Source organism: Azospirillum sp. (assembly GCF_050789165.1).
Window position 1 is genome coordinate 1 of sequence record NZ_JBOZRT010000006.1, and the last position, 16,273, is coordinate 16,273.

A 16,273-nucleotide genomic window follows, 5' to 3' on the forward strand; every position below is an offset into this window, starting at 1 on the left:
TCCCCAGGGGGGAGAGGGGGCTTTGAGCCCGCTCGCGAAGGATAAGCCGACGCCGTCGCAAACGAATTTCGCCAAGCAGCTGCGCCGCGATTCGACGGACGTGGAGAAGGTGCTTTGGCAGAGGCTGCGCAACGCGCAGATGGGAGCGAAGTTCAGGCGGCAAGAGCCCATCCTCGGCTTCACCGTGGATTTCGTTTCGCATGACCATCGCTTGGTCATTGAGCTGGACGGCGGGCAGCACGCCGAGCGCGTGGACTACGACCAGCGGCGCACACGCATGCTGGAACAGGCCGGATTCCGAGTGATCCGGTTCTGGAACAACGAAGTGAACGACAATCTGGACGGCGTGCTGGAAACCATCCGCGCGCGCCTTGAAGAAACCGCGGTGGTGCGCCGCCAGCCGTCTGGAAAGGAGACTCTCGGATGATCGCCAAGCTCACCGGCGTCGTGGATTCGGTCGGCACCGACTGGGTGGTGATCGACGTGAACGGCGTGGGGTACCAGCTCACCGCCTCCAGCCGCACGCTGTCGCGCCTGATGGGCGGCGAGCGCGCGTCGATGGTGGTCGAGACCTTCGTGCGCGACGACCGCATCGTGCTCTACGGCTTCGCCGACGCGGCGGAGCGCGACTGGTTCCGCCTGCTCACCACCATCCAGGGCGTGGGATCGCGCCTCGCGCTGTCGATCCTCGGCGTGCTCGACGCCGACCAGCTGACGCGCGCCATCGCGTCCCAGGACAAGACGGCGCTCACCCGCGCCGACGGCGTCGGCGCCAAGGTCGCCACGCGCATCGTCAACGAACTGAAGGACAAGGTCGGCAACCTCGCGCTGGGCGTTTCCGCCACCGCGGGGGCCCCGGCGAAGGGCGGCGCCCCCGCCGCCGGCCCGTCCCCCGACAACGCCGCCATGGCGGACGCGGTCTCCGCGCTGGTCAACCTCGGCTACGGCCGCTCGGAGGCGTTCGGCGCGGTGGTCGCGGCCGGGCGCGGCCTGGGCGACGGCGCCAAGGTCGCCGACCTGATCCGCCTCGGCCTCAAGGAGCTTAGCCAGTGAGCGACAACCCGGAACGTCTGGTCCAGCCGGGCCAGGGCGCGGGCGACACCACCGAGTCCTCGATCCGCCCGCTCTCCCTGTCCGAGTTCATCGGCCAGCGGCAGGCGCGCGAGAACCTGTCCATCTTCATCCAGGCCGCCCGCTCGCGCGCCGAGGCGCTGGACCACGTGCTGCTGTTCGGCCCCCCCGGCCTGGGCAAGACCACCCTCGCGCAGATCGTCTCGCGCGAGCTGGGGGTCGGCTTCCGCGCCACCTCCGGCCCGGTGATCGCGCGCGCCGGCGACCTCGCGGCGCTGCTGACCAACCTGCAGCCGCACGACGTGCTGTTCATCGACGAGATCCACCGCCTGAACCCGGCGGTGGAGGAGATCCTCTACCCCGCCATGGAGGACTTCCAGCTCGACCTCATCATCGGCGAGGGGCCGGCGGCGCGCTCGATCCGCATCGACCTGCCGCCCTTCACGCTGGTCGGTGCCACCACCCGCTCGGGCCTGATCACCCGGCCGCTGCGCGAGCGCTTCGGCATCCCCGTCCGCCTGCAGTTCTACGAACCGGACGAGCTGGAGCTGATCGTCAGCCGCGCCGCCCGCGTGCTCAACATGCTGATCACCCCGGAGGGGGCGCGCGAGATCGCCAACCGCTCGCGCGGCACGCCGCGCGTCGCCGGGCGCCTGCTGCGCCGGGTGCGCGACTTCGCCGCCGTGGCCGGCGTGCCGGAGGTGGACGCCAAGATCGCCGACGCCGCGCTGACCCGGCTGGAGGTCGACCGCCTCGGCCTCGACAGCATGGACCGCCGCTACCTCGGCATCATCGCGGGCAACTACAACGGCGGGCCGGTCGGCGTGGAAACGCTGGGCGCCGCCCTGGGCGAGCAGCGCGACGTGCTGGAGGAGGTGGTCGAGCCCTACCTGATCCAGCAGGGCTTCCTGCAGCGCACGCCGCGCGGGCGCATGCTGACCGACCAGGGCTTCCGCTACCTGGGCCTCAACCCGCCGGCGCAGCCGACGCGGCAGTTCGACCTGCTCGACAAGCTCAACGAAACGGACGGGGACGGCGATGCCTGAGCTGTCCGGTCGTTTCGACGAGAATGGCGTGCACCGCTACCCGCTCCGCGTCTATTACGAGGACACGGACGCCGGTAACATTGTCTACCACGCCAATTATCTGCGCTTCATGGAGCGTGCACGCACCGAGATGCTGCGTCTGATGGGGTGGCACCACACGGGACTTCTTGCGGACCAAGGTGTGTCATTTGCGGTACGCAGGTGCGAGATCGATTTTATCGCTCCCGCGAAGCTCGACGATACGCTTGAAGTAGAGACGCGAATCACGGATATCGGCGGCGCTTCGTTTGCCGTTGATCAAACCATTCGCCGCGACGGCAAGGAGCTGGCGCGCGCGGACCTCAAGCTGGCGACGCTGAACCGGGCCGGACGGCCCGCCCGCCTCGGGGCGGAGGTTCGGACGGCGCTCAAGGAGCTGTACGAGCGGCAAATGCGGAACGACCCTGGAAGGAGCGAGCGATGAATGCGGCCGGTGCGGTAGCCACGGCTCACCAGATCACGATCTGGGGCCTGTTCTGGCAGGCGGACCTGCTGGTGAAGCTGGTCATGGTGCTGCTGCTGGTGGCCTCGGTGTGGTGCTGGGCCATCATCATCGAGAAGCTGATGCGCATCCGCCGGCTGAACGCCCAGGCGGACGCCTTCGAGGAGAGCTTCTGGTCGGGCGGCTCGCTGGACGCCCTCTATGACCGCATCGGCAAGCGGCCGGAGGACCCGATGTCGGCGACCTTCGCCGCCGGCATGCGCGAGTGGCGGCACGCCGCCGACCGCGGCCTGGGCGCGCCGATGAAGACCTCGCTGCAGCAGCGCGTCGAGCGCGTGATGTCCGTCACCATCGGACGCGAGATGGCGCGGGCCGAGCGCTACATGACGCTGCTGGCGTCGGTGGGCTCGACGGCGCCGTTCATCGGGCTGTTCGGCACGGTGTGGGGCATCATGAACTCCTTCACCTCGATCGCCGCGTCGAACAATACCAGCCTCGCCGTGGTCGCGCCCGGCATCGCCGAGGCTCTGTTCGCCACCGCCATGGGCCTGCTGGCCGCCATCCCCGCGGTGATCGCCTACAACAAGTTCTCCACCGACCTGTCGCGCTACGCCGACCGGCTGGAGACCTTCGCGGGCGAGTTCGCCGCTATCCTGTCGCGCCACCTCGAGGAACGGGGAGCCGCGTAAATGGCCGCCCAACTCGCCGGCAAGGGGCACGGCCGCGGCCGCAAGCGCGGCTACCGCGCCATGGCCGAGATCAACATGACGCCGTTCATCGACGTCATGCTGGTGCTGCTGATCGTCTTCATGGTCGCCGCCCCGATGCTGACCGTCGGCGTGCCGGTCGACCTGCCGAAGACCAACGCCGCGCCGCTGGAGGCGCAGAAGGACCCGCTGTTCGTCACCGTGCAGTCGGACGGCACCGTGTACGTGCAGGAGCAGCGCACCGACGTGGCCAACCTCGTGCCGCTCCTGGTCGCCATCACGCAGTCGAACGCGGAGGCCCGCATCTTCGTGCGCGGCGACGCCAAGATCGCCTACGGCAAGATGCTGGAGGTGATGGGCACCATGAGCGCCGCCGGCTTCAAGAAGGTCGGCCTCGTCGCCGAGCTGCCGAACACCGCCACCGGCCCGGCCACCCCCGCGGTGCGGCCCACGTCGGCTCCCGCGCCGGCCAAACGCTGAGGCAGACCCTGCCGTGATGCGCCAACCCCTGATCGCCTCGGTGGTGCTGCACGTCGCGCTGATCGCGCTCATCGTGCTCGGACTGCCGCCCAGCGATCGCAAGCTGGACATCCCCGCCTCGATCCCCATCGAGATCGTCGATATCGGCGAGGTGACGGAGGCTGCCCGCGTCGTCCAGGGCGACAGCAAGCCGGAGCCGCCGAAGCCGCCGATGCCCGAGGCGAAGCCGACTCCGCCGGCGCCGCCGCCGCCCGAGCCGGCGTCCGAACCCCCGCCGCCTCCGCCGCCGCCCAAGGCGCCGGAGCCGCCGAAGGTCGCCCAGCTGCCGCCGCCGCCGCCGCGCGAGCCGGAGCCGCCGAAGCGCGAGCCCCCGCCGCCGCCGCCGCCGCCGCCGGATCCGACGCCGCAGCCGGTGCCGAAGCCGCCGCCGCCGAAGGTCGAGCCGCCCAAGCCCGAGCCTCCGAAGCCGGAGCCGCCCAAGCCGGAACCGCCGAAGCCCGAGCCGCCGAAACCGGAACCCCCGAAGCCGGAACCGCCGAAGCCTGAGCCGCCCAAGCCGCAGCCTCCGAAACCGGAGCCGCCGAAGCCGCAGCCGCCCAAGCAGCCGGAGAAGGCGCCGGACCCGCTGGCCAACCTGCTGAAGGACGTGGCGAAGCTGAAGCCGTCGGACCAGAAGTCCGACGCCAAGCCCTCGCCGTCGTCCACGCAGACCGCGTCGGCGCACGCCGCGCCCAGCGGGCCGAAGAACGTCGCCGGGCCGGACCGCGCCTTCAAGCCGTCGGGCCGCGCCATCGACGCGATCCGCGGGCAGGTGTCGAAGAACTGGAACTTCGACCCGGGCCGCAAGGACTCGTCGTCGATGGTGGTTCAGCTGCGCATCGACGTCGCCCTCGACGGCACCGTCATCAAGGCGGACTTCGAGCCGGAGACGCGCGCCCGCATGGGCTCCGACAGCCACTTCCGCTCGGCTGCGGAGGCCGCTCTGCGCGCCGTATTGCGGACACAAAAGCTGGATCTACTGACGAGCGAATTTACGCCGGACACCTACGACAAGTGGCGAACCATCGTATTCACCTTCGATCCGAGGGACATGTTCTGACCATGAGGAAGACGTTTCTGCTGCGGCTTGCCGGCTGGGCCGGGGCGCTGCTGCTGGCGGTCGGCGTGGCCGCCCCGGCGCAGGCCGAGCTGCGCATCGACATCACCAAGGGCGTGATCGAACCGCTGCCCATCGCCATCACCAGCTTCTTCGGCGCCGGCGGGCGCGAGGCGCAGGTCGGCAACGACATGTCGCGCGTCATCTCCGCCGACCTGGAGCGCTCAGGGCTCTTCAAGCCGGTCAACCCGGCCGCCTTCCTGCAGACGCCGCAGCAGCTGCAGACCGGCGAGCCGCGCTACGCCGACTGGCGCGCGGTCGGCGCCCAGGCGCTGGTCGCCGGCGGCGTGCAGAGCACCCCGGACGGCCGCATGAAGGTGGACTTCCGTCTGTGGGACGTCGCCGCCGGTCAGTACATGGCCGGCCTGTCCTACACGGCGACCACCGACAGCTGGCGCCGCATCGCCCACATCATCGCCGACGCCATCTACAAGCGCCTCACCGGCGAGGACGGCTACTTCGACACCCGCATCGTCTACATCTCCGAGTCGGGTCCGGCCAACGCGCGCAAGAAGCGCCTGGCCATCATGGACCAGGACGGCGAGAACCATCAGTTCCTCACCGACGGCCAGTCGCTGGTGCTGACTCCGCGCTTCTCGCCGACGGCGCAGGAGATCACGTACATGTCGTACTTCGGCAAGAAGCCGCGCGTGTACGTGTTCAACATCGACACCGGCCGCCAGGAGGTGCTGGGCGACTTCCCCGGCATGACCTTCGCCCCGCGCTTCTCGCCGGACGGCAAGAAGGTCGTCATGAGCATGGCGCAGAACGGCAATACCGATATCTACACGCTCGACCTGCGCACCCGCCGGCAGACCCAACTGACCGACAGCCCGGGCATCGACACCGGCCCGAGCTACTCGCCGGACGGCAACCGGATCGTCTTCGAGTCGGACCGCGGCGGCAGCCAGCAGCTCTACATCATGAACGCCGACGGCTCGGGGGTGAAGCGCCTGTCCTTCGGCGAGGGCCGCTACGGCACGCCGGTGTGGTCGCCGCGCGGGGATCTGATCGCCTTCACGCGGCAGCGCGGCTCGAACTTCGCCATCGGCGTGATCCGTCCGGACGGCACCGGCGAGCGCGTCCTGTCGGAAGGCTTCCACGTGGAAGGCCCGACCTGGGCGCCGAACGGCCGCGTCCTGATGTTCTTCAAGGACCTGCCGTCGGGCAACGCCCGAAACGCACGACTCTACTCCATCGACGTCACCGGCTTCAACGAGCGTCGCGTGTCCACGCCGCTCGACGCGTCGGATCCCGCATGGTCGCCCTTGATTCCCTAGAGGAGTAGTCCTATTTTGCGCCCCGCGCGTGCGGCACTGCGGCAAAGGATCGCTGGATCTTTGCCGCAGTGTCGTCTTCCGCCGGGGCTGGCGGAGGTTTCGCGCACCCGCTTCTTCCTTCTCCGATACCAAATACCGACTGTGCTATAGGGGGTCCTATACAATGAATCTCAAGATCGTGAGCCTCTGCGCCGCCCTGGCTCTGCTCGCCGCCTGCGAAACCGCTCCGAAGGACGCCGGCAACGCTTCGGCCACGGGCACCCAGTCCACCATCCGTCCGGGCTCGCAGGAAGACCTGGTCGTCAACGTCGGCGACCGCGTGTTCTACGGCTTCGACCGCTACGACCTGTCCCCGGAGGCTCGCGCCACCCTGGACCGTCAGGCCGCCTGGCTGAAGCAGTACCCGAACGTCACCGTGACCATCGAGGGTCACGCCGACGAGCGCGGCACCCGCGAGTACAACTTGGCGCTGGGCGAGCGTCGTGCCAACTCGGCCAAGAACTACCTGGTCGCGCAGGGCACCAACCCGTCGCGCGTCAAGGTCATCTCCTACGGCAAGGAGCGCCCGGCGGTGCTCGGCTCGAACGAGGCGGCCTGGGCCCAGAACCGTCGCGGCGTGACCGTCGTCGACTAAGTCGGCCGGCGCACGACCGATCGGTCTGCTGTGAAACGCCGCTCCGGGTGACCGGGGCGGCGTTTCGCGTTTGCAGAATTGGGACGACCGCCATATTTTCGCCGGGTTGCGGCGGCAAAGGCTTGGCGCCGGTCAATGTGGGCATCTGCGATGAAGACGACGACGCGTGTGGCCGCCCTTCTGCTGGGCGGGGTGTTCTGGATCGGCCCGGCGCACGCCGAGGGGATCGCCGACCGGCTGGAGCGGCTGGAATCCCAGCTCGGCCTGCAGGTCGCCGAATCCACGCAGGTGGCGCAAATGGCGCCGTCGCTCGCCGCCGACTTCGAGGTGCGCCTGCAGCGCCTGGAGCGCGCCGTGTCCGAGCTGACCGGCCGCTACGAGGAGAGCACCTATCAGTCGAATCAGCTGAAGGACCGGCTGGAGCGCCTGAACGCCGACATCGACTTCCGCCTCCAGCAGCTGGAGAAGGGCGGCGGCGCCGGTGGAGCGGGCGCCGTCGCCGCCGCCGCGCCGGAGAAGGCGCCGGAGAAGCCGGCCGCGGCACCCGCCGCCGGCCAGCTCGGCAGCACCAAGCCGACGGAGAAGCCGGCCGCCGGCCCGCAGGTCGCGGCGCTGCCCGCCAACGCCACCCCCGACAAGCAGTACGAGCACGCCTTCGAGCAGCTGCGCAACGGCCACTACGACGTGGCGGAGAAGGAGTTCTCCACCTTCATCGCCAAGAACAAGGCGCACAACCTGACCGGCAGCGCGCAGTACTGGCTGGGCGAGACCTACTACGTGCGCAACCGCTTCGGCGAGGCGGCGGCCAGCTTCGGCGAGGTGCTGCAGAAGTACCCGAAGGGCAACAAGGCGCCGGACGCGCTGCTCAAGCTCGGCCTGTCCCTGGCCTCGCTGAACAAGAAGACCGAGGCGTGCACCGCGCTCGGCCAGATGAACAAGATGTACCCGGACGCCGCCCCCAGCGTGAAGCGCCGCTCCGAGATGGAGCGCAAGAAGCTGAATTGCGGCTGACGCTTCTCCTCTTTCAGCCGTCATCCCCGCGAAGGCGGGGATCCATAACTCCCAAAGCGAGTGGCTATGGAACGTATGGATCCCCGCCTTCGCGGGGGTGACGGTCAAAAGGGTGCCGAGGCCGTGGGACCACAAGCCGCTCCCGTCACCGCACAGGACTTCGCCGCCCGCATGGCGCGGCTCGGCGGCTTCGAGCCGGCCCCGCGCCTCGCGGTCGGAGTCTCCGGCGGCGCCGACAGCCTCGCGCTGGCGCTGCTGGCGCAGGGCTGGGCGGCGGGGCAAGGGGGCTCCGTGCTGGCGCTCACCGTCGATCACGGCCTGCGCCCCGAGTCCGCCGCCGAGACCGCCCGCGTCGCCGCCTGGATGGCCGCCCGCGGCATCGCGCACGCCACCCTGCGCTGGGAGGGCGAAAAGCCCGCCTCCGGCATCCAGGCCGCCGCCCGCGACGCCCGCCACCGCCTGCTGGCCGAGCGCTGCCGCGCCGAGGGCATCCTCCATCTGGCTCTCGCCCACCACGCCGACGACCAGGCGGAGACGCTGCTGCTGCGCCTCGCCCGCGGCAGCGGCATCGACGGCCTCGCCGGCATGGCGCCGGTGCGCTGGGATCCGCACGTCCGCGTGCTGCGCCCGCTGCTCGACCTCCCGCACGCCGCCCTGGTCGCCACCTGCCGGGCACAGGATCAGGAGTGGATCGAGGACCCGTCCAACCGCTCCCCCGCCTACGCCCGCGGCCGGCTGCGCGCCGCCGCCGACTCCCTGGCCGCCGAGGGGCTGACCACGGAACGCCTGACCGACACCGCCCGCCGCGCCGCCCGCGCCCGCCGGGCGCTGGAGGAACTGACCGCCGACCTGCTCGGCCGCGCCGCCGCGCTGCACCCGGAGGGCTGGCTGCGCCTCGACCCGGCGGCGCTCAAGGCCGCGCCCGAGGAAATCGGCCTGCGCGCGCTTTCCCGCGTCCTCGCCTGCGTCGGCGGCGCCCCCTACGCCCCCCGCGCCGAGCGGCTGGAGCGCCTGCACGCCGAGATCCGCGCCGGTCTGGCCGCCGGACGCACGCTCGGCGGCTGCCGGGTGCTGCCGCGCAAGGGCGGCCTGCTGGTGGTCCGCGAGCCCGAGGGCGCCACCGACCGGCACACCCTCGCCCCCGGCGGCGAGGTCTGGTGGGACCGCCGCTTCCGCGTCCGCCTCGCGGTGGCCGCGGACCGGCCGCTCACCGTCGGACGCCTGGGCGCCGACGGCTGGCGGGCCGCGTGCGCTCGGGCCCCGGTCCTCAAGGAGAGTCCGCTGCCCGAACCGGCCCGCGCGGCGCTTCCGGCGTTGTGGGACGGAGCCGTTCTCGTGGCGGTACCCACACTCGGCTTAGGGGCGGATCTGGCGTCTGCCGCGTTCACTCCGGCATACCCCCTGGCTGGTCCTGCTTTTCCGGTTGTTTCGGGGACCACCGGCATTATTTAATCTGGGAACGTACCCGCGGGATTGGGGGGTGGGGCCTCCGGACCAGACGTTCCGACCGGTAGGGTTCGCAGAAAGGCGTGAACACGTGAACAACTTCGGCAAAAACCTCGCGCTCTGGATCATCATCGGCTTGCTGCTGGTGGCGCTGTTCAATCTGTTCCAGAGCTCCTCCACCCGCAGCCCGCAGACGACCGTGCCGTTTAGCGAGCTGGTCGCCGAAGTCGACCGGGGGCAGGTGGCCGACGTCACCATCAAGGGCAACCAGGTCAGCGGCCACTTCACCGACGGCCGGTCCTTCAGCACCTACATCCCCGCCGAGGCCAATCTGGTCGAACGGCTGACCAGCAAGAACGTGCGCATCAGCGCCGTTCCGGACGACAGCAACGTGCCGTCGCTGTTCTCCGTGCTGCTCAGCTGGTTCCCGATGCTCCTGCTGATCGGCGTGTGGATCTTCTTCATGCGCCAGATGCAGTCCGGCGGCGGCAAGGCCATGGGCTTCGGCAAGTCGCGCGCCCGCCTGCTGACCGAGAAGGTCGGCCGCGTCACCTTCGACGACGTCGCCGGCATCGACGAGGCCAAGCAGGAGCTGGCGGAGATCGTCGAGTTCCTCAAGGACCCGCAGAAGTTCCAGCGCCTGGGCGGCAAAATCCCGAAGGGCGTGCTGCTGGTCGGCCCGCCGGGCACCGGTAAGACCCTCACGGCGCGCGCCGTGGCGGGCGAGGCCAACGTGCCCTTCTTCACCATCTCGGGTTCGGACTTCGTCGAGATGTTCGTCGGCGTCGGCGCCAGCCGTGTCCGCGACATGTTCGAGCAGGGCAAGAAGAACGCCCCCTGCATCATCTTCATCGACGAGATCGACGCGGTCGGCCGCCATCGCGGCGCCGGCCTGGGCGGCGGCAACGACGAGCGCGAGCAGACCCTCAACCAGCTGCTGGTCGAGATGGACGGCTTCGAGGCGAACGAGGGCGTCATCCTCATCGCCGCCACCAACCGTCCGGACGTGCTCGACCCGGCGCTGCTGCGTCCCGGCCGCTTCGACCGTCAGGTCGTGGTGCCGAACCCCGACGTGCTCGGCCGCGAGAAGATCCTCAAGGTGCACATGCGCAAGGTGCCTCTGGCTCCCGACGTGGACCCGCGCATCATCGCCCGCGGCACCCCCGGCTTCTCCGGTGCCGATCTCGCCAACCTGGTGAACGAGGCCGCCCTGCTCGCCGCCCGCATCGGCAAGCGCGTGGTGGGCATGGCCGAGTTCGAGGCCGCCAAGGACAAGGTCATGATGGGCGCGGAGCGCCGCTCCATGGTCATGACCGAGGACGAGAAGAAGCTGACCGCCTACCACGAGGCCGGCCACGCCGTGGTCGCGCTGCACTGCGCGGACAGCGACCCGATCCACAAGGCCACCATCATCCCGCGCGGCCGCGCGCTGGGCATGGTGATGCGCCTGCCGGAGGGCGACCGCATCTCGCTGTCCAAGGCCAAGCTGCTGGCCGACCTGCGCGTCGCCATGGGCGGCCGCATCGCCGAGGAGCTGATCTTCGGCCCGGCCCGCGTCACCACCGGCGCCTCGGGCGACATCAAGATGGCCACGGAGATGTCGCGCCGCATGGTCACCGAGTGGGGCATGAGCGAGAAGCTGGGCCCGCTGCTGTACGGCGAGCCGACGCAGGAGGTCTTCCTCGGCCACTCCGTCGCCCAGCACAAGAACATCTCCGACCACACCGCGCAGACGGTGGACGAGGAGATCCGCCGGATCGTCGAGGAGGCCTACGCCGACGCCCGCACGATCCTGACGGAGCACATCGACCAGCTGCACACGGTGGCCAAGGGCCTGCTGGAGTACGAGACGCTGAGCGGCGACGACATCAGCACCCTGCTGCGCGGCGACCCGATCGTCCGCGAGGACCGGGACTCCGCGATGACGCCCCCGCCCAAGCAGCCCACCCCCGGCCGTCGCGCCTCGGTCCCCCCGACCACCGGCGGGACGGGCGGCATGGACCCGGAACCGCACGGGGCGTAACGGCCCTGAGCAACGAGACGGCGCCCTCCGGGGCGCCGTTTTCGTTTGTGGAGAGGGGAAAGGCGAGAGGCTTCGCCCCTCGCGCTCCCCACCAAGGGCCGGTGGGCCCTTGGATCCCGGCTGCTGGGGCATGAACGACAATTCCCTCTCCCCTCTGGGGAGAGGGTTAGGGTGAGGGGGCTGTGCATGGCGTCAAATTCGCCAAGCACAGGCGATGGTCGCGCAGTTCGTCCCGAAGGACGTGTCGCTCGCTGATGAACTGATTACGGACCGCCATACTGAGGCCAAGCGGGAGTGATTCCTTCCCTAAGCCTTCCCCACCCATAGCCCGCTCCGCTCCGTCATGCTACCGTCCCCGGCAAAGCCCCGAGGACGCCGACCATGACCATGGAACTCTGGATCATCTACCTGTTCGCCGCCATCGGTCTGTCGCTGACACCCGGCCCGAACGGCCTGCTGTCGCTGACGCACGGCGTGCGCTTCGGCGCCCGGCGCACCGTGTTCACGGTCCTCGGTGGTGTGATCGGCTTCCTCGTCCTGGTCGCCGCCTCGTTGGCCGGGCTCGGCGCGCTGCTCGCCGCGTCGGAGAGCGCCTTCACCATCGCCAAGTGGGTCGGCGCCGCCTACCTCGTCTACCTCGGCCTGCGCCTGTGGAAGGCGCCGCCGCCGGCGGTCAGCACCGTCGCGGCCGGCGGCGACGCCCGCGGGGACGGCGCCGCGCGGCTGTTCCTGCAGGGCTTCCTGGTCGCCGCCTCGAACCCCAAGGCGATGATCTTCTTCGCCGCCTTCCTGCCGCAGTTCATGGTGCCGGAGGCCGGCTTCTGGACGCAGTTCGTCGTGCTGGGCGGCACCTTCGCGGTGGTCGAGTTCATCTACGAGCTGGTCCTCGCCGGCATGGCGCAGCGCATCGCCCCCTGGCTCAGCCGGCACGGCCGCTGGTTCAACCGCGTCACTGGCTCGATGTTCGTCGGCATCGGCGGCATCATGGCGACCGCCAGCCGGGTGTGAAGCGTCACGCAGGACTTGATCCCTGGAAGCATCTGTCATAGGATCATTGTCCTTGGGTCGGCCCGGGGGCGGATCGGCGAAGTGAACACCCCCCGCACACTGTTCCAGTGTGTTCCACGGTGTTCCACACGCAACGGCCGGTTCGCCTCAAGTCCTTGATTTCCAAGGGTTCGGCGAAACACCCTCCGCGCCACGCCGGCACAACGCCGAAACACCCCGTTCCACCAGCCCCGGTGCTCCGCCATGACCAAGCCCCGCTCCGCCGCCGGATCGCTCGCCAGCTTCGCCCCCTGGGCCGCGGAGGAGGGTGTACGCGTCGCCCTGCGCCCGGTCGGGCTGCTGCCGGTCGCCGCCTGGGCCAAGGGGGCGGCGGTGCCGCTGGCCGGCGGGCGCTTCGCCTTCACCATGGCGGAGTTGGCGGTCCGCCAGCCCGGCCGTATCGAAAAGGCGTTCGCCCCGTTGTCCGAGATCATGGCCTGGGGCTGGGAGCGCTCGCGCGCCGTTGCCGAATCCCTCGATCGCCGGCTGGGCGCGCTCACCCGCGCCCGCCCGCCGTTCGCCGGCTTGTCCCTCGACCGGCCGCAGATCATGGGCATCGTCAACGTCACGCCCGACAGCTTCTCCGACGGCGGCGACTTCTTCGACCACACGGCGGCGCTGCGGCATGGCGAGGAGTTGCTGGAGGCCGGCGCCGACATCCTCGACGTCGGCGGGGAGTCCACGCGCCCCGGCGCCACCCCGGTGCCGCCGGAGGAGGAGGAGGCGCGCGTCCTGCCCGTCGTCCGCCATTTCGCGGCCATGGGCGCGTGCGTCTCCATCGACACCCGGCACGCCCGCGTCATGCGATCGGCCCTGGAGGCGGGGGCGCGCATCGTCAACGACATCAGCGGCCTGACCGGCGATCCGGACAGCCTCGCCGTGGTGGCGCAGGCCCAGGCGCCGGTCGTGCTCATGCACATGCAGGGCGACCCCGTCACCATGCAGCAGAACCCCACCTACGAGGACGTGGCGCTCGACGTCTTCGACTGGCTGGAGGCGCGGGTGGAGGCCTGCCTCGCCGCCGGGATCCCGATGGAGCGGATCTGCGTCGACCCCGGCGTCGGCTTCGGCAAGACGCACCAGCACAACCTGGACGTCCTGCGCCACACAGCGCTGTACCACGCGTTGGGCGGGCCGGTGCTGATCGGGGTGTCGCGCAAGGGCTTCATCGGCCACCTGTCGCGCCGCGAGCCGCCGAAGCAGCGCGTCGCCGGCTCGCTGGCCGCCGGCCTGGACGCGCTGAGCCAGGGCGCGCAGATCCTGCGTGTCCACGACGTGGCCGAGACCTTCCAGGCCCGCGCCGTGTGGGAAGGGTTGCATCCAGCGGTTGGCTGACCACCGCCCGCGGTGACCGGCGCCGTCGGGTTTTTGCTTGCCTCCTGGTAGTACCAGTCATACCTTTCGAAAGTATTAGTTCGAAAGTTTGGGATGCCTGTGGGTCGAGCCGCGGGCGGGAGGGCTCCATGGACGACCAGAGAACCCAGTGGACCGAGGTGCTGTCGGTCGGCGTGGACCAGATCGACGAGGAGCACCAGCACTTCATCCGCCTGCTCGACCGCTTCAACCACGCCGAGACGCGCAGCCTGCCCGAGGCGGAGCTGTACGCCATGCTGGCCGAGGTGGTGCTCTACACCGAGCAGCACTTCACCAACGAGGAGGGGCTGATGCGCGACGCCGGCTATCCCTTCCTCGACCAGCACCACATGATGCACGACATGGCCGAGCAGGAGGTCCACCGCCTCGCCTCCGGCACCGCCAGCGAGGAGGAGATCCGCGAGGTCCTGGGCCGCTTCATGCTGAACTGGCTGGTGCTGCACATCCAGTCGGCCGACCGCAAGTTCGGCGAATGGCTGCAGGAGACCGGCGCGGAGAAGCCCCGCGAGGCCGCCTACCTCCAACTGGCCGTCTAGATGGCCGTCTAGATTTCCAGCTGCGTCCCCAACTCGACCACCCGGTTGGGCGGGATGCAGAAGAAGTCGGAGGCCGACAGCGCGTTGGCCGACAGCAGGATGAAGACCCGCTCGTTCACCGGCGACATGTCCGGGTGCACCGAGGGCACCAGCGTCTCCCGCCCCAGGAAGTACGAGGTCCGCATCGGATCGACGTTGAGGCCGAAGCGCCGGCACTGCTCCAGCCCCTCCGGCACCCGCGGGCTCTCCTTGAAGCCGTAGCGCAGCACCACCCGGTGGAAGCCGTGGCCCAGCGGCGTCACCTCGGCCCGCCGCTCCGGCCGCACCCAGGGCACGTCGCGGGTCAGCACGGTCAGCAGGACGACCCGCTCGTGCAGGACCATGTTGTGCTTCAGGTTGTGCAGCAGCGCGTGCGGCACCCGCCCGATGTTGGAGGTGAGGAACACCGCCGTCCCCGGCACCCGCTGCGGCCCGCGCCGGCTGATCGAGGCGAGGAAGTCGTCGACGTCCATGCCGGCGTCCTCCAGCCGCTTCATCACCACTGTCCGGCCCTGCCGCCACACCCACATCAGGTAGAACATCACGCTGCCGGCCAGCAGCGGGAACCAGCCGCCCTCCGGCACCTTCAGCAGGTTGGCCCCCAGGAAGGGCAGGTCGACGCACAGCATCAGCACCGTCGCCGCCGCCGCCGCCGGCAGCGGCCAGTTCCACTGCCGCCGCGCCGCCACGCCGAACAGCACGCTGGTGCACGTCATGGTCCCCATCACCGCGATGCCGTAGGCCGCGGCGAGGTTGCTCGACGACTGGAAGCCCAGCACCAGCAGGATCACCGCCATCAGCAGGAACCAGTTGACCCGGGGGACGTAGATCTGCCCGATCTCGCTTTCCGAGGTGTGGCGGATCGCCTGCCGCGGCATCAGGCCGATCTGGATCGCCTCCCGCGCCATGGAGAAGGCGCCGGAGATCATCGCCTGGCTGGCGATGATGGTCGCCGCCGTGGTCAGGATCAGCAGCGGCAGCAGCCCCCACTCCGGCACCAGCCGGAAGAACGGGTGCTCCAGCGCCGCCGGGTCGCGGATCAGCAGCGCCCCCTGCCCGAAATAGTTCAGCAGCAGCGCCGGCAGCACGAACCCGATCCAGGCATAGCGGATCGCCGGCCGGCCCAGGTGCCCCATGTCGGCGTACAGCGCCTCCGCCCCGGTGATCGCCAGCACCACGGTGCCGAGGCCGAGGAAGGCCAGCCAGCGGTTCTCCGCCAGGAAGGCCAGCGCGTAGGTCGGCGACAGCGCGCGCAGCACCGACGGCTCCTGCACCACCTGCCAGGCGCCCATCAGGCCCAGCGTCAGGAACCACACCACCATCACCGGCCCGAACAGCCGCCCGACGGTGGCGGTGCCGCCGCGCTGCATCATGAACAGCCCGACCAGGATCACGATGGCCGCCGGTTCGACGAAGCGCTCCATGTTCGGCGCCATCACCTCCAGCCCTTCGACGGCGGACAGAACGGAGATTGCAGGGGTGATCATGCCGTCGCCGAAGAACAGCGCGGCGCCGAACACGCCCAGCCCCATCAGCAGCCGGCGCGACGGCCCGGTCCCCTCGGTGCCGCGTAGAGCCAGCGCGGTCAGTGCCAGGATTCCCCCCTCGCCGCGGTTGTCGGCGCGCATGACGAAGACCACGTACTTCACCGTGACCACCAGGATCAGCGCCCAGGCGATCAGCGACAGGAAGCCCAGCACGTTGGCGGGCGTCAGGGGCACGCCCACGGTGTGGCCGAAGCACTCCTTCAGCGCGTAGATCGGGCTGGTGCCGATGTCGCCGTAGACGATGCCGAGCGCCGCCAGCATCAGCGCCGGCAGCTTTCCGGCACCGCGCCCGTGGCCGCCCGGGGCACCGTCGAGGATGCCGGTCACCGGGTCGGCGTGCAGGGGGCGGTCGTCGGGGGCCATCTCTGGGGGTGCGGGTTGCGGCTGCATGGCAT

Annotated in this window: 16 protein-coding genes; 15 read left to right on the forward strand and 1 reads right to left on the reverse strand. The window is 70.2% G+C overall.

Features of this window, described 5'->3' with window-relative positions; genetic code table 11:
• The 15 genes from ACRWK7_RS00400 to ACRWK7_RS00470 all read left to right on the forward strand — a co-directional run.
• The coding region (locus ACRWK7_RS00400; RefSeq protein WP_431854183.1) for an endonuclease domain-containing protein at positions 1-427 on the forward strand (427 nt) is incomplete at its 5' end.
• Entirely contained in the window at positions 424-1,053 is a 630-nt protein-coding gene (gene ruvA, locus ACRWK7_RS00405; RefSeq protein WP_431854184.1) for a Holliday junction branch migration protein RuvA, read from the forward strand. The genes ACRWK7_RS00400 and ruvA, both read left to right, overlap by 4 nt.
• Positions 1,050-2,117, forward strand: coding sequence for a Holliday junction branch migration DNA helicase RuvB (gene ruvB, locus ACRWK7_RS00410; protein WP_431854185.1), 1,068 nt, complete (start codon positions 1,050-1,052; stop codon positions 2,115-2,117). Before ruvA ends, ruvB begins: the two co-directional genes overlap by 4 nt.
• On the forward strand, positions 2,110-2,580 hold the full coding sequence (gene ybgC, locus ACRWK7_RS00415; RefSeq protein ID WP_431854186.1) for a tol-pal system-associated acyl-CoA thioesterase: 471 nt from the start codon (positions 2,110-2,112) through the stop codon (positions 2,578-2,580). The genes ruvB and ybgC overlap by 8 nt, the downstream gene beginning before the upstream one ends.
• Positions 2,577-3,287 (forward strand): protein TolQ, encoded by a 711-nt coding sequence (gene tolQ, locus ACRWK7_RS00420; protein ID WP_431854187.1) that lies wholly within the window; start codon positions 2,577-2,579, stop codon positions 3,285-3,287. The genes ybgC and tolQ overlap by 4 nt, the downstream gene beginning before the upstream one ends.
• Positions 3,288-3,785, forward strand: a complete 498-nt coding sequence (tolR, locus tag ACRWK7_RS00425; RefSeq protein ID WP_431854188.1) for a protein TolR — start codon at positions 3,288-3,290, stop codon at positions 3,783-3,785. It abuts the gene before it with no gap.
• 16 nt (positions 3,786-3,801) lie between these two features.
• Entirely contained in the window at positions 3,802-4,884 is a 1,083-nt protein-coding gene (locus ACRWK7_RS00430) for a cell envelope integrity protein TolA (RefSeq protein ID WP_431854221.1), read from the forward strand.
• A 2-nt stretch (positions 4,885-4,886) separates the two neighbouring features.
• Positions 4,887-6,221, forward strand: a complete 1,335-nt coding sequence (tolB, locus tag ACRWK7_RS00435; RefSeq protein WP_431854189.1) for a Tol-Pal system beta propeller repeat protein TolB — start codon at positions 4,887-4,889, stop codon at positions 6,219-6,221.
• Between the two features lie 163 nt (positions 6,222-6,384).
• Positions 6,385-6,855 (forward strand): peptidoglycan-associated lipoprotein Pal, encoded by a 471-nt coding sequence (gene pal / locus ACRWK7_RS00440; protein WP_431854190.1) that lies wholly within the window; start codon positions 6,385-6,387, stop codon positions 6,853-6,855.
• Between the two features lie 150 nt (positions 6,856-7,005).
• Positions 7,006-7,866, forward strand: coding sequence for a tol-pal system protein YbgF (ybgF, locus tag ACRWK7_RS00445; RefSeq protein ID WP_431854191.1), 861 nt, complete (start codon positions 7,006-7,008; stop codon positions 7,864-7,866).
• A gap of 123 nt (positions 7,867-7,989) precedes the next feature.
• Complete coding sequence (gene tilS / locus ACRWK7_RS00450; RefSeq protein ID WP_431854192.1) at positions 7,990-9,318, forward strand: tRNA lysidine(34) synthetase TilS; 1,329 nt, start codon at positions 7,990-7,992, stop codon at positions 9,316-9,318.
• 85 nt (positions 9,319-9,403) lie between these two features.
• On the forward strand, positions 9,404-11,335 hold the full coding sequence (gene ftsH / locus ACRWK7_RS00455) for an ATP-dependent zinc metalloprotease FtsH (RefSeq protein ID WP_431854193.1): 1,932 nt from the start codon (positions 9,404-9,406) through the stop codon (positions 11,333-11,335).
• Positions 11,336-11,716: 381 nt separating this feature from the next.
• A complete protein-coding gene (locus tag ACRWK7_RS00460; RefSeq protein ID WP_431854194.1) occupies positions 11,717-12,343 on the forward strand; it encodes a LysE family translocator in 627 nt (208 codons plus the stop codon).
• Positions 12,344-12,586: 243 nt separating this feature from the next.
• Positions 12,587-13,717 (forward strand): dihydropteroate synthase, encoded by a 1,131-nt coding sequence (gene folP / locus ACRWK7_RS00465; RefSeq protein WP_431854195.1) that lies wholly within the window; start codon positions 12,587-12,589, stop codon positions 13,715-13,717.
• A gap of 128 nt (positions 13,718-13,845) precedes the next feature.
• Positions 13,846-14,292 carry a bacteriohemerythrin gene (locus tag ACRWK7_RS00470; protein ID WP_431854196.1) on the forward strand — a complete coding sequence of 149 codons (447 nt, stop codon included), beginning with the start codon at positions 13,846-13,848 and terminating at the stop codon, positions 14,290-14,292.
• Between the two features lie 8 nt (positions 14,293-14,300).
• Here ACRWK7_RS00470 and ACRWK7_RS00475 read toward each other — a convergent pair whose 3' ends face one another.
• Complete coding sequence (locus ACRWK7_RS00475) at positions 14,301-16,268, reverse strand: potassium transporter Kup (RefSeq protein ID WP_431854197.1); 1,968 nt, start codon at positions 16,266-16,268, stop codon at positions 14,301-14,303.
• Positions 16,269-16,273 lie beyond the last annotated feature (5 nt).